Raw genomic sequence first — 12,675 nt, forward strand, 5'->3', positions numbered from 1 at the left:
CCCGGCTCACTCGCGGCCGATCCGGCCCGCCGAGTGCACGCCCGGCTGGTACTTCGGCAGCCGGACCGTGATCTTCATGCCCGCGCCGACGGCCGTCTCGATGACGAGGCCGTGGTCGTCTCCGTAGACCTGGCGGAGGCGGTCGTCGACGTTGGACAGTCCGATGCCGCCCGACGGGCTGACCTCGCGCGCCAAGATGCGGCGCAGCAGGTCCGGGTCCATGCCGGCGCCGTCGTCCTCGATGACGACCAGTGCCTCGGCGCCCGTGTCCTGGGCGGTGATCTGGATGCGGCAGCGGTCGGCCTTGCCCTCCAGGCCGTGTTTGACGGCGTTCTCCACGAGGGGCTGGAGGCAGAGGAAGGGCAGCGCGACCGGCAGTACCTCGGGGGCGATCTGGAGGGTGACGGCGAGGCGGTCGCCGAAGCGGGCCCGCACCAGCGCCAGGTAGTGGTCGATGGCGTGCAGCTCGTCGGCGAGCGTGGTGAAGTCGCCGTGCCTGCGGAACGAGTAGCGGGTGAAGTCGGCGAACTCCAGGAGCAGCTCACGGGCACGCTCGGGGTCGGTGCGCACGAAGGACGCGATCACCGCGAGCGAGTTGAAGATGAAGTGCGGGGAGATCTGCGCGCGCAGCGCCTTGATCTCGGCCTCGATGAGGCGGGTGCGGGACCTGTCGAGGTCGGCCAGCTCCAGCTGGACGGAGACCCAGCGGGCCACTTCCCCGGCCGCGCGGACCAGGACGGCGGACTCGCGGGGCGCGCAGGCGACGAGGGCGCCGTGCACCCGGTCGTCGACGGTGAGCGGGGCGACGACGGCCCAGCGCACCGTGCAGTCCGGGGTGTCGCAGGTGAGCCGGAAGGCTTCGCCGCGTCCGCTCTCCAGCGGCCCCGAGAGCCGTTCCATGATCTCGGCGCGATGGTGGGTACCGAGGCCGTCCCAGACCAGCACCTCTTCGAGGTCGGTCAGGCACAGCGCGTCCGTTCCCAGCAGCGAGCGCAGCTTGCGGGCCGACTTGCCCGCGGTCTCCTCGGTCAGGCCCGCACGCAGCGGCGGAGCGGCCAGCGAGGCGGTGTGCAGGGTCTGGAAGGTGGCGTGCTCCACGGGGGTGCCCAGGCCGCCGAGGTGCTGCGGGCGGGCCGTGCGCCGCCCCAGCCAGAAGCCGGCGGCCAGCAGGGGGAGCAGGGCGACGGCGAGGCCCGCCAGGAAACCGCCGGCGGAGCCGCTCACCGCGTCGTCTCCTTGCGCGGGCCGTCCGTCACCCGCACGTCGTCCGTACGCCTGCCGTCAGTGTGCGCGCCGACGGTGGGCCCGCGGTCCGTACGCCCGTCATCCGTACGCCCGTCGCCCGTGCGTGGATCCTCCGTGCGCGGTTCCTCCGCACGCAACTCCTCCGCACGCAGTTCCTCCGGCAGGTGGAAGCGGGCCAGGATCGCCGCCGTTCCGGGCGGTACGCGGCCCGGGGTGGCCAGGGAGACCAGCACCATGGTGAGGAAGCCCAGCGGCACCGACCACAGGGCGGGCCAGGCCAGCAGCGCGTGCCGCGCGCCTCCGCCGCCGGGGAAGCCGCCCATGGTGGCCGCGACGGCGAGCAGGGCGGAGCCGCCGCCCACCAGCATCCCGGCCGCGGCGCCGGGCGGGGTGAGCCGCCGCCACCAGATGCCGAGGACGAGCAGCGGGCAGAAGGAGGAGGCGGACACGGCGAAGGCGAGGCCGACGGCGTCGGCGACCGGCAGTCCGCCCACCAGCGCGCTCGCCGCCAGCGGCACGGCCATGGCGAGCAGGGTGCCGAGCCGGAAGTGCGGCACCGCGCGGGACGGCAGCACGTCCTGGGTGAGCACGCCCGCGACGGCCATGGTGAGGCCCGACGCGGTGGACAGGAAGGCCGCGAAGGCGCCGCCCGCGACCAGCGCGCCGAGCAGGTCGCCGCCCACTCCCCCGATCACCCGGTCGGGCAGCAGCAGGACGGCGGCGTCGGCGTCCCCGGTGAGGGTCAGCTCGGGCGCGTACAGGCGGCCGAGGGCGCCGTAGAGGGGCGGCAGCAGGTAGAAGGCGCCGATCAGGCCGAGCACGGCGACGGTGGTGCGGCGGGCGGCGACGCCGTGCGGACTGGTGTAGAAGCGGACCACGACGTGCGGCAGGCCCATGGTGCCCAGGAAGGTGGCCAGGATCAGGCCGTACGTGGCGTACAGCGGGCGTTCCGTGCGGCTTTCGGCCCGGGAGGGCGACAGGGCGTCGTCGGCGCCGCGCCCGGCGGCGGGTACGGGGGTGTCCGCGGCGAAGGTGAGGCGGGTGCCGGCCTCGATGCGGTGTGTGCCGGCGGGCAGCGCGACACGGGCGCCGTCGCGGGCGCGGCCGTCCACGGTGCCGTCGACGGTGACCGTCAGCGGCTCGTCGAGCTTGAGGGTGAGGGCGTCGTCGACCCGGACCGAGCGCTGCTCGCGGAAGGTGGCGGGTTCCTCGAAGGGGCGTCCGGGGGCGCCGTCGCCCTGCCAGGCCAGCACCAGGAAGAGGGCGGGGACGAGGAGGGCCGTGAGTTTGAGCCAGAACTGGAAGGCCTGGACGAAGGTGATGCTGCGCATGCCGCCGGCCGCGACGATGGCGGTCACGACGACGGCGACGATCACCCCGCCCAGCCGGTCGGGCGCACCGCTGAGCACCGTCAGGGTCAGCCCGGCGCCCTGGAGCTGGGGCAGCAGGTACAGCCAGCCGACCCCGACGACGAAGGCCCCCGCGAGCCGCCGGACCCCTGGGGAGGCGAGCCGGGCCTCGGCGAAGTCGGGCAGCGTGTAGGCGCCCGAGCGGCGCAGCGGGGCGGCGACGAAGAGGAGCAGGACGAGGTATCCGGCGGTGTAGCCGACCGGGTACCAGAGCATGTCGGGGCCCTGGACCAGGACCAGCCCCGCGATGCCGAGGAAGGACGCGGCGGAGAGGTACTCGCCGCTGATGGCGGCGGCGTTGAGGCGGGGGCCGACGGTGCGGGAGGCGACGTAGAAGTCGGAGGTGGTGCGGGAGATGCGCAGGCCGAAGGCGCCGACGAGGACGGTGGCGACGACGACCAGGGCGACGGCGGGTATGGCGTAGCTGGAGTTCATGGCGCCTTCCCGGCCGCGTCCTCGTTCTTCTCGTGCAGACCCTCGGCCTCGTCCCACTCGTGCACGGCCTCGGCCTCGTCCCACTCGTGCACGGCCTCGGCCGCGTTCTCGTCCGGCGGGGTCATCGGTCCTCGACGAGCCGTACGAAGTCGCGTTCGTTGCGCTCGGCGCGGCGCACGTACCAGCGGGCGAGGAGGACCAGCGGGGCGTACAGGCCGAACCCGAGGACGGCCCACTCCAGGTGGCGGGCGTCGGGCAGCGCCGCGAACAGCAGCGGGAGCGGGCCGACGAGGAGGCCGAGGACCGCGAGGGCGGTGAGACCGGCGCGCAGCTGGCTGCGCATCAGGGAGCGGACGTAGGTGTGGCCGAGGGTGGTCTGTTCGTCGATCTCGGTGCGCGGGCGGTAGTGGCCGGAGGCCTGGGGGTGCCGCCCGCGCGAGCGGAGCCGGGCGGGCGGGGCGGTGCGCCGGGGCGGGCCGGTGACGGTGACGCGGCGTTCGGCGGGGTCCTGGGGCACGGCTCACGGCCTCCGCATGAGCAGGTCCCGCAGCTCGCGGGCGTGGCGCCGGCTGACCTGGAGTTCCTCCGTGCCGACCAGGACGCTGACGGTGCCGGCGTCCAGGCGCAGCTCGCCGATGTGACGCAGGGCGACGAGGTGGCGGCGGTGGATGCGGACGAAGCCGCGGGCGCGCCAGCGCTCCTCCAGGGTGGACAGGGGGATGCGGACGAGGTGGCTGCCCCGGTCGGTGTGCAGGCGGGCGTAGTCGCCCTGGGCCTCGACGTGGGTGATGTCGTCGACGGGGACGAAGCGGGTGACGCCGCCCAGTTCCACGGTGACGTGGTCGGGGTCGGGCTCGTGCACGGGTATGCGCGGGGCGGGCACGGCGGCGGTGCCGCGCCGTTCGACGGCCCGCCGCACGGCTTCCGCCAGCCGCTCCCTGCGCACCGGTTTGAGCACGTAGTCGACGGCCTTGAGGTCGAAGGCCTGGACGGCGAAGTCCTCGTGCGCGGTGACGAACACGACCAGCGGCGGCCGGGCGAACCCGGTCAGCAGCCGGGCGAGGTCCAGTCCGTCGAGGCCGGGCGTCTGGATGTCGAGGAAGACGACGTCGATGGCGTCCGGCCCGTCCGGGCCCGACTCCAGGGCCCGGTTGATGCGGCGCAGCGCCTCGGTCGCGTCGCTCGCTCCCTCCGCGGTGCCGATGCGGGGGTCGGCGTTCAGCAGGTACACGAGTTCCTCGAGCGAGGGGCGTTCGTCGTCGACAGCCAGGGCGCGCAGCATGAACGTGGAGTGTAGGGGCGATCCGAGCGCCTGCACACGCCCGCGACGTGGCCGTATCCGCTGGATACAGTGCCCGCATGAACAGCAGGCCCGCTTCCTTCGACGAACTCGACCGGAAGATCGTCACCGCGCTGATGGAGAACGCCAGGACGTCCTTCGCCGAGATCGGCGCGGAGATCGGTCTCTCCTCGACGGCGGTCAAGCGCCGGGTGGACCGGCTCCGCGAGACGGACGTGATCACCGGGTTCACGGCGACGGTGCGGCCCTCCGCGCTGGGGTGGCGCACGGAGGCGTACGTGGAGGTGTACTGCGAGGGGGCGGCGCCGCCCCGGCGGCTCGCGGAGGTCGTGCGGGGCTACCCGGAGATCACGGCGGCGATGACGGTGACCGGTGGCGCGGACGCGCTGCTGCACGTGCGGGCGCGGGACGTGGAGCACTTCGAGGAGGTCCTGGAGCGCATCCGGGCGGAGCCGTTCATCCGGAAGACGATCAGTGTGATGGTGCTGTCCCATCTGATCCCGGACAGTCCGGAGGCGGGAGCGGCCCTGCTCGCCCCGGACGGCGCAGCAGAAGTGCGCTGAACGGGGGAACGACGCAGCGATCCTGCGGGAACACGCAGCCTTCGTCGCTTGTCGGGCTCGGGCGCCGCTTCCTACCGTGGTGTCAACACCCCGTCACGCACCGTGAAAAGCGGAGGTACCCCTCTGTGACCGAGTCCCGTGTGCCGCGCCGGCGACGCTTCGTCGTCTGCGAACCCAGACACTTCGCCGTGCAGTACGCGATCAACCCGTGGATGAGCACCGCCCGACCCGTCGACGTCATCCGCGCACTCGACCAGTGGCAGGCGCTGGTCGACACCTACCGTGCCCACGGACACACCGTGGACGTCGTCGCCCCGGTCCCCGGCCTGCCCGACATGGTCTTCGCCGCGAACTGCGCGGTCGTGGTCGGCGGCCGGGTCTTCGGTTCCCGCTTCCACGCGCCGGAGCGGCGTCCCGAGTCGGTGCCCTTCGAGGCGTGGTTCAAGACGGAGGGCTTCGAGGTCCACCATCCCGAGTCGGTCTGCGAGGGCGAGGGCGACCTGGTCCCGGCCGGGCGTTTCATCCTGGCCGGCACCGGGTTCCGTACGACCCGGGACGCGCACCGCGAGGTGCAGGAGTTCTTCGGCGTGCCGGTGATCTCGCTGACCTTGGTGGACCCGTACTTCTACCACCTGGACACGGCGTTGTTCGTGCTCGACGACGGTACGGAGGGGGACGGCGGAGCCGGGTCGGGCGGCGGGAACATCGCCTACTACCCGGGCGCCTTCTCCCCCGGCAGTCGCGAGGTGCTGGAGCGGCTCTACCCGGACGCGGTGCTCGCCACCCGCGAGGACGCGCTGGCGTTCGGGCTCAACTCCGTGTCCGACGGACGGCACGTGTTCATCGCTCCGGAGGCCCGGGGGCTGGCCGAGCGGCTCTCGGGTCTCGGCTACGTGCCGGTCCCCGTCGACCTGTCCGAGTTCCACAAGGCCGGTGGCGGCATCAAGTGCTGCACCCAGGAGATCCGGGAGACCCGCTCATGACCGCACCCGCCCGCGCCGCCCGCGGTTCCGCGGAGCTGATCCGCGCCGAGGAGCCCGTCCTCGCGCACAACTACCACCCGCTGCCCGTCGTGGTGGCCCGCGCCGAGGGCGCCTGGGTGGAGGACGTGGAGGGCCGCCGCTACCTGGACATGCTGGCCGGCTACTCGGCGCTCAACTTCGGGCACCGCCACCCGGCGCTGATCGAGGCCGCGCACCGCCAGCTGGACCGGCTGACGCTCACCTCGCGCGCCTTCCACAACGACCGGCTCGCGGGCTTCGCCGAGCGGCTGGCCGCGCTGACCGGCACGGACATGGTGCTGCCGATGAACACCGGCGCGGAGGCGGTGGAGAGCGGCATCAAGGTCGCCCGCAAGTGGGCCTACGACGTCAAGGGCGTCCCGGCCGGCCGGGCGACGATCGTGGTCGCCGCGGACAACTTCCACGGCCGTACGACGACGATCGTCGGCTTCTCCACCGACGAGACGGCCCGCTCCGGATTCGGGCCCTTCACCCCCGGCTTCCGGATCGTCCCCTACAACGACCTGGCGGCGATGGAGGCGGCGGTCGACGAGACGACGGCCGCCGTGCTGATCGAGCCGATCCAGGGCGAGGCCGGGGTGCTGATCCCGGACGACGGCTACCTGGCGGGCGTGCGGGAGCTGACCCGGCGCAAGGGCTGCCTGTTCGTCGCGGACGAGATCCAGTCCGGCCTGGGCCGCACGGGGCACACCCTGGCCGTCGAGCACGAGTCGGTGGTGCCGGACGTGGTGCTGCTCGGCAAGGCGCTCGGCGGCGGCATCGTCCCGGTGTCGGCGGTGGTCGGCCGCCGCGAGGTGCTGGGCGTGCTGCATCCGGGCGAGCACGGTTCGACGTTCGGCGGCAATCCGCTGGCCGCCGCGGTGGGCACGGCGGTGGTGGAGCTGCTGGAGACGGGCGAGTTCCAGCGCCGCGCGGCCGAGCTGGGCACGGTGCTGCGCGAGGGCCTCGCCGCCCTGGTCGGCAAGGGCGTCGTCGGTTTCCGGGCACGCGGCCTGTGGGCGGGCGTGGACGTGGACCCGGCCCTGGGCACCGGGCGCGAGATCGGTGAGCGGCTGATGCGTGAGGGCATCCTCGTCAAGGACACCCACGGCTCCACGATCCGCCTCGCCCCGCCGCTGACCGTCACGGCCGGGGAGCTGTCGGGCGCCCTCGGGACGCTGGAGAAGGTCCTGACGTCCTGACCACGCCCGCGGGCGGTCACCGAGCGGCTCGGCGTCCTTCGTCGAGCCGCTCCACGTGGGCGACGTTGTCGCGGTCCTCGGCGTCCTCGCCGGGCCCGGCCGCGAACCAGGCGTCGAGGATCTCCCGCAGCAGCGGCCCGGACGTCAGCCGCAGGCCGAGCGCGAGCACGTTGGCGTCGTTCCAGCGACGCGCCCCGTCCGCGGTGTACGCGTCGGTGCACAGGGCCGCGCGGACGCCCGGGACCTTGTTGGCGGCGATGGACGCGCCGGTGCCGGTCCAGCAGCACACCACGGCCTGGTCGGCCCGCCCCTCGGCGACCTCGCGCGCCGCCCGCTCGGAGCACGTCGCCCACCGGGGGTCCGCTCCCGGGCTCAGCGCTCCGTACGTCCGTACGTCGTGTCCGCGTCCGCGCAGCTCCTCGACGAGGAGCCGGGCCACGGGTTCGTCCATGTCGGAGGAGACGGAGATGCGCATGTGCGCAGCGTACTCACCGTCCGCTCACCTCATCGGCCCAGTCACATGACCGAAGTCACGACCATACCCAGCATGATCGGGGGAACGGGTACGAGCCGAGAGACGTACGACCCAGCAGGCTCCGTCCGGAGTGTCTGCGTGTGGAAAGGGAGGCTGCCACGTCCCCCACCGACAACGGCCCAGAGACCGACGCCGCGGCAGTGCGCCGCCACCCCGCCCTCTTCCGGGCGATCAAGCGTCGGAAGAACCCCCGGTTGCGCCGGTCGGACATCACCGTCACCGACGAGGCCGCGGTCAAGCGAGCCGTGAAGGCCGCCTCTCTCGGCAACGCCATGGAGTGGTTCGACTTCGGCATCTACGCCTACCTCGCGGGCACCATCGGCCGCGTGTTCTTCCCGTCCGGGAGTGACACCGCGCAGCTGCTCTCCTCGTTCGCCACGTTCGCCGTGGCGTTCCTGGTGCGGCCGATCGGCGGCATGGTCTTCGGACCGATGGGCGACAGGATCGGCCGCAAGAAGGTGCTCGCGCTGACCATGATCCTCATGGCGATCGGCACCGCGGCCATCGGGCTCATCCCCAGCTACGACTCGATCGGCTTCTGGTCCCCGGTGCTGCTGATCCTGTTCCGCCTGCTCCAGGGCTTCTCCACCGGCGGCGAGTACGGCGGCGCCTCCACCTTCATCGCCGAGTACGCGCCCGACAAGCGGCGCGGCTTCTTCGGCAGCTTCCTGGAGCTGGGCACGCTCGCCGGGTACACCGGTGCCGCCACTCTCGTCACCGCGCTGACGGCGGGGCTGGGCAGCGACACGATGGACGCCTGGGGCTGGCGGATCCCGTTCCTGGTGGCGGCGCCGCTGGGCATCGTGGGTATCTATCTGCGGCTGAAGCTGGACGACACGCCTGCCTTCCTGAAGCTGGAGGACTCCAACGTCCACATCTCGGAGGCGGCGAACGCGGTGGAGACCACCGCGCGGGGCGACCTCGCCAAGATCTTCCGTACCCACTGGCGGTCGCTGGTGCTGTGCATCGCGCTGGTCGGCGCCTACAACATCACCGACTACATGCTGCTGTCGTACATGCCGACGTACCTGTCGGACGAGCTGGACTACAGCGAGAGCCACGGTCTGATGATCCTGGTGGCGACGATGGTGCTGCTGATGCTGATCATCAACCAGGTGGGCCGGCTCTCCGACCGCTTCGGCCGCAAGCCCCTTCTGATGACCGGCATGATCGGCTTCTTCGTGCTGTCCGCCCCGGCCTTCGTCCTGGTGCAGGAGGGCAGTCTGCTCGCGGTCTCGGGCGGCATGCTGATGCTCGGCCTGTCACTGGTCTGTCTGCTGGGCACGATGTCGGCGGCGCTCCCGGCGATGTTCCCGACCAACGTCCGCTACGGGTCCCTTTCGGTCGGCTACAACCTGTCGGCGTCGATCTTCGGCGGCACCACACCGCTGGTGATCACTGCCCTGATCAGCGTGACCGGCTCCGACATGATGCCCGCCTACTACTCGATGGCCGCCGCGCTGGTCGGTGTGGTGGCCGTGGCCTGCATGCGGGAGACGGCCCAGAAGCCGCTGGCGGGCTCCCCGCCGGCGGTGGGGACCGAGGAGGAGGCCGCGGAGATCGTCGAGGCGCAGGCGCCGACGCCGAAGTTCTGACACCGCGAGCGCGCGGGGACGGGGCGGTGGGGTTCGTTCGTGAACCCCACCGCCCCGTCGGCGTGTCAGGCGTGTCCGGGTGTGTGCCGGCGCAGGGGTGTCAGAGGCGCTGCCACAGGGCGGGTACGTTCGGGGGCTCCCAGCCGGGGTAGGCGGTGTGGCCCTGGACGCACCGGTAGCGGACGCCGGCGTAGGTCACCTCATCACCGGCCGCGTAGGTGGCTCCCGGCTGCCAGGTGGTCTCACCGCCGCCGTCGCCGGGCACGGTGAGGGTGTACGTGGTGGTGTGCGTGACGGTGCCCGTGCCGGTGAGGGTCAGGGTGTAGGTGCCGCCGGCCGTGCCCGCGGCGACCCGGACGGTGGCGGTGGCGGACTGGCCGGAGGTGACGGAGGCGGGGCTGAAGCCCACGCTCACGCCGGTCGGCGCGCCGGTCGCGGACAGCCGTACGGTCTGCGCTTCGCCGCCGGTCGTCGCGGTGTTCACGGTGACCGTCGCGGAGCCGCCCGGGGCGATCGTGCCCGAGGACGGGTTCACGGAGAGGGAGAAGTCGTCCGGCGGGTTCGGTGCGTCGCCGACGGCGGTCTTCCAGATGGTGTACGCGATGCCGTCGGCGCTGCGGTTCAGCGCGGTGGCGCTGATGTTGGCGGTGGTGTCGCAGGCGGAGTGGTAGCACGGGTCGTAGGAGCGGCCGGCGGTGCCGCCCCATTTGGCGGCCTCCGAGGCGGACTTGGTCGCGGAGGCGCCGGTGGCGTAACCGGAGGTGGGGATGCCGACCTGCTGGAAGGAGTAGTCGTCGGAGCGGCCCTGGCCCTCGACGTTCTCCTGCGGGGCCAGTCCGAGGGAGGTCCAGTACTCCCGCATCGGGGCGGAGGCCGCCGAGGCCAGGTTGTTGATGAAGTAGCCGCCGTTGACGGAGGCCACCATGTCGAAGTTGTAGTACGCCTTGATCCTGGCGCGCTCGGTCGAGGTGAGGTTCCGGGCGTAGAAGTCGGAGCCGTTGAGGCCCTGTTCCTCGTCGGTCCACCAGGCGAAGCGGACCCGGCTCTTCATGGTGGGGTTCTGCTTCGCCAGGGTGAGCGCGGTCTCCAGGAGCGCGGCGGAACCGGAGCCGTTGTCGTTGATGCCGGGGCCGGCCGCGACGCCGTCGAGGTGGGCGCCGAACATGTAGACGCTGTTCGCGTCGCCCTTGGGCCACTCGGCGACGAGGTTGTTGCCCGCGCCCGCGGCGCAGCCGGAGGTGCAGGTCTGCTCGGTGACGGTGTAGCCGGCCGCCTGGAGCCTGCCCTTCACGTACGCGAGGGAGGCGCCGTACCCGGTGCCGGTGGACCGGCGGTTGCCGCCGTTCTGAGCGGCGATCGAGTTGAACTGCGCGAGGTGGGCCTGCACTTGGGCGACGTCGACGTCGGGCGGCGTGCCCGGGCCGGTGCCGCCGCCGACGGTGAGGGTGTACTGCGCGGTGTGGCTCCTGCTGCCCGCCGTGCCCTTGACGGTGATCGAGTAGGTCCCGGCGGCGGTGCCGGAGGCGGTGGTCACGCGCATCGTCGAGCTGGATCCGGAGGTGACCGTCGAGGGGCTGAAGGTGACGCTGACGCCGGGCGGGGTGCCGGTGGCCGTCAGCGCCACCTGCTGGGCACCGCCGGCGACGGTGCTGGTGTCGACCGTGGCCTGGGCCGCGGAGCCGGCCTCGACGTTTCCGCTCGCGGGGCTCAGGGCCAGCGAGAAGTCGGTCTCCTGCCGGGTGCAGGTCGGGTCGCCGCCCTGGGCCGGGACGGCGACCGCCGTCCAGGCCGCCCTGGTGGCGTCGAACAGGTCGCAGGAGGCGTCCAGGTTCTTGGCCGCGGTGAGGGTGGCGGTGCGGTACCGCTTGTAGGTCATGCCGCTGGTCTTGAGGAGCATCCCGCCGTAGAAGATCTTTCCGGCGTTCCGGATGCCGACGCCGGTCACCTGGCTGCCGTCGCATGTGGGGCTTGCGGGCTTGCCGCCGCCGGGGCTGGAGCCCTCGGCGAGGAGGTAGAACCAGTGGTTCATGGGGCCGGCGGCCGCGTGTTCCTCGGTGTTCGGGATGGAGGCGGAGTAGCAGGTGGGGTCGTTGTTGACCAGCCGGGGGTTGTACATGTTGCGGATCGGGCCGCGGCCCTGGAGGTCGATCTCCTCGCCGACGGTGTAGTCGGGGGTGTCGTAGGGGGCCGGCTGGTTCGCGTAGGCCTCGGTCAGCGCGCCCATGATGTCGCCGGTGGCCTCTCCCAGGCCGCTCTCGTGGTTGGCGCCGCCGGGGGTGTTGCTGTCCAGGCCGTGGCCGAACTCGTGGCCCACCACGTCCATGCCGGCGATCCACTTGCCGGCGCTGTTGTGGCCGATGGTGACCCGTGAGCCGTCCCAGTAGGCGTTGAGCTGGTCGAGGCCGACGAGGACCGGCCAGCTGCCGCCGTTGCCGTTGTGGCTGTTGCGACCGAGCCAGTCGCGGAGCATGTCGGACTCCTTCTGCGCCGCGTACATGACGTCGACGCAGCCGGTCTCGCGACTGGAGGCGCTGCCGGTGCCCCAGTCGTCGTCCGGGCCGGTGAACAGGCCGCCGTTGTAGTCCGAGCACTGCAGGCCCGGGCGGGTGGTGTCGCGCAGGGCGTACTGGCTGCCGGAGCGCGAGGTGTCGATGGTCAGCGGGTCCGGGCCGTTCCACTCGCTGTGGCCGGTGCCGGCCTTCACCTCGTCGTAGCTGTCGACGACCTTTCCGGTGCGGGCGTCGACGAAGACGTGCAGTCTGCTGGGCACGTGCTCCTCGGTGGTGCCGACGAGCACGGTCTCCCAGGCCAGGGTCTGCACGTCGTCCGCGACCCGGACCACCAGCCGTCCGGAGTCGGCCTCGTCGACGTCGGCGAGCCGCTTGCGGCTGGTCCGCACCGCCTGCTCGGCCTTGATCCGGGCCTCGGTCGGTACCGCGACGGCGGCCTCGGTGGCCGACTGGACGGCACGCACCCTGCCCTTGCCGTCGGCGAGGACGACGGCGTCGCCGCCGACCACCGGCAGCCCGTGGTAGGTGCGTTCGTAGGCGACGGAGAACAGATCCTTGCCCCAGGGGATGACCTGGTGACGGTCGTACTGCTCGTCCGGGCCGCCGGCGACGAGGGCGTCGAGGCCGCTGCGGACGGCCCGGTCGGCCGCGGCGACGGCCTTCCCGACGGGGGTGGGTTCCGCCGCGGAGGGCGCGGACCGCTCCGAGGCCGAGGCGAGGGAGGTCGGTACCACCACCCCTGCGAGCGTCATGGCCAGGACTGTCCCGGCCACCGCGGTCTGTCTGAGCATCGTGGCTCCTTGTGAGAGTGGGGAGGCGCCTGTCGGGCCGGCCCGGGCCGTGACCTGCCGGACGCGCTCCCCGGGGTGCGGGAGCGCGT

The 12,675-nt window shown here is 72.6% G+C and carries 11 protein-coding genes; 4 read left to right on the forward strand and 7 right to left on the reverse strand.

Features of this window, described 5'->3' with window-relative positions:
* Positions 1–6 precede the first annotated feature (6 nt).
* From EV562_RS12830 to EV562_RS12845, 5 genes are read right to left on the reverse strand one after another with little or no spacing between them, the layout of a single operon-like run.
* Positions 7–1,224, reverse strand: a complete 1,218-nt coding sequence (locus EV562_RS12830) for a histidine kinase (protein WP_133886905.1) — start codon at positions 1,222–1,224, stop codon at positions 7–9.
* On the reverse strand, positions 1,221–3,089 hold the full coding sequence (locus EV562_RS12835; RefSeq protein WP_243860042.1) for a cation acetate symporter: 1,869 nt from the start codon (positions 3,087–3,089) through the stop codon (positions 1,221–1,223). The genes EV562_RS12830 and EV562_RS12835 overlap by 4 nt, the downstream gene beginning before the upstream one ends.
* Positions 3,086–3,214, reverse strand: a complete 129-nt coding sequence (locus tag EV562_RS35880; protein ID WP_279588484.1) for a hypothetical protein — start codon at positions 3,212–3,214, stop codon at positions 3,086–3,088. The genes EV562_RS12835 and EV562_RS35880 overlap by 4 nt, the downstream gene beginning before the upstream one ends.
* Positions 3,211–3,606, reverse strand: a complete 396-nt coding sequence (locus EV562_RS12840; protein ID WP_133886906.1) for a hypothetical protein — start codon at positions 3,604–3,606, stop codon at positions 3,211–3,213. Before EV562_RS12840 ends, EV562_RS35880 begins: the two co-directional genes overlap by 4 nt.
* Before the next feature lie 3 nt (positions 3,607–3,609).
* The gene (locus EV562_RS12845) at positions 3,610–4,371 is read right to left on the reverse strand and encodes a LytTR family DNA-binding domain-containing protein (protein ID WP_133886907.1); all 762 of its coding nucleotides are present in this window, start codon (positions 4,369–4,371) and stop codon (positions 3,610–3,612) included.
* Positions 4,372–4,448: 77 nt separating this feature from the next.
* Here EV562_RS12845 and EV562_RS12850 point away from each other — a divergent pair, with 77 nt between their 5' ends.
* The 3 genes from EV562_RS12850 to rocD all read left to right on the forward strand — a co-directional run bounded on the left by EV562_RS12850 (position 4,449) and on the right by rocD (position 7,155).
* Complete coding sequence (locus EV562_RS12850) at positions 4,449–4,952, forward strand: Lrp/AsnC family transcriptional regulator (RefSeq protein ID WP_133886908.1); 504 nt, start codon at positions 4,449–4,451, stop codon at positions 4,950–4,952.
* Between the two features lie 125 nt (positions 4,953–5,077).
* Positions 5,078–5,935: a dimethylargininase gene (ddaH, locus tag EV562_RS12855; RefSeq protein ID WP_133886909.1), complete on the forward strand. Its 858-nt coding sequence runs from the start codon at positions 5,078–5,080 to the stop codon at positions 5,933–5,935.
* On the forward strand, positions 5,932–7,155 hold the full coding sequence (rocD, locus tag EV562_RS12860) for an ornithine--oxo-acid transaminase (protein WP_133886910.1): 1,224 nt from the start codon (positions 5,932–5,934) through the stop codon (positions 7,153–7,155). The genes ddaH and rocD overlap by 4 nt, the downstream gene beginning before the upstream one ends.
* A 16-nt stretch (positions 7,156–7,171) precedes the next feature.
* Here rocD and EV562_RS12865 read toward each other — a convergent pair whose 3' ends face one another.
* On the reverse strand, positions 7,172–7,630 hold the full coding sequence (locus EV562_RS12865) for an RpiB/LacA/LacB family sugar-phosphate isomerase (protein ID WP_133886911.1): 459 nt from the start codon (positions 7,628–7,630) through the stop codon (positions 7,172–7,174).
* A gap of 140 nt (positions 7,631–7,770) precedes the next feature.
* On the opposite strand from EV562_RS12865, the gene proP reads away from it, so the two are divergent.
* Positions 7,771–9,285: a glycine betaine/L-proline transporter ProP gene (gene proP, locus EV562_RS12870; protein ID WP_133886912.1), complete on the forward strand. Its 1,515-nt coding sequence runs from the start codon at positions 7,771–7,773 to the stop codon at positions 9,283–9,285.
* Positions 9,286–9,385: 100 nt separating this feature from the next.
* Here the strand turns inward: proP and EV562_RS12875 are convergent, their stop codons facing one another.
* Positions 9,386–12,586, reverse strand: coding sequence for a M20/M25/M40 family metallo-hydrolase (locus EV562_RS12875; RefSeq protein ID WP_133886913.1), 3,201 nt, complete (start codon positions 12,584–12,586; stop codon positions 9,386–9,388).
* Positions 12,587–12,675: the final 89 nt, after the last annotated feature.

This window comes from Streptomyces sp. BK208, assembly GCF_004364245.1.
Classification (GTDB): domain Bacteria; phylum Actinomycetota; class Actinomycetes; order Streptomycetales; family Streptomycetaceae; genus Streptomyces.

Excerpts from the sequence above, each read along its gene's own strand:
- EV562_RS12835 (WP_243860042.1), bottom strand. The coding sequence starts at position 3,089 with ATGAACTCCAGCTACGCCATACCCGCCGTCGCCCTGGTCGTCGTCGCC.
- EV562_RS35880 (WP_279588484.1), bottom strand. The coding sequence starts at position 3,214 with ATGACCCCGCCGGACGAGAACGCGGCCGAGGCCGTGCACGAGTGGGAC.
- EV562_RS12845 (WP_133886907.1), bottom strand. The coding sequence starts at position 4,371 with ATGCTGCGCGCCCTGGCTGTCGACGACGAACGCCCCTCGCTCGAGGAA.
- EV562_RS12850 (WP_133886908.1), top strand. The coding sequence starts at position 4,449 with ATGAACAGCAGGCCCGCTTCCTTCGACGAACTCGACCGGAAGATCGTC.
- rocD (WP_133886910.1), top strand. The coding sequence starts at position 5,932 with ATGACCGCACCCGCCCGCGCCGCCCGCGGTTCCGCGGAGCTGATCCGC.
- EV562_RS12865 (WP_133886911.1), bottom strand. The coding sequence starts at position 7,630 with ATGCGCATCTCCGTCTCCTCCGACATGGACGAACCCGTGGCCCGGCTC.
- EV562_RS12875 (WP_133886913.1), bottom strand. The coding sequence starts at position 12,586 with ATGCTCAGACAGACCGCGGTGGCCGGGACAGTCCTGGCCATGACGCTC.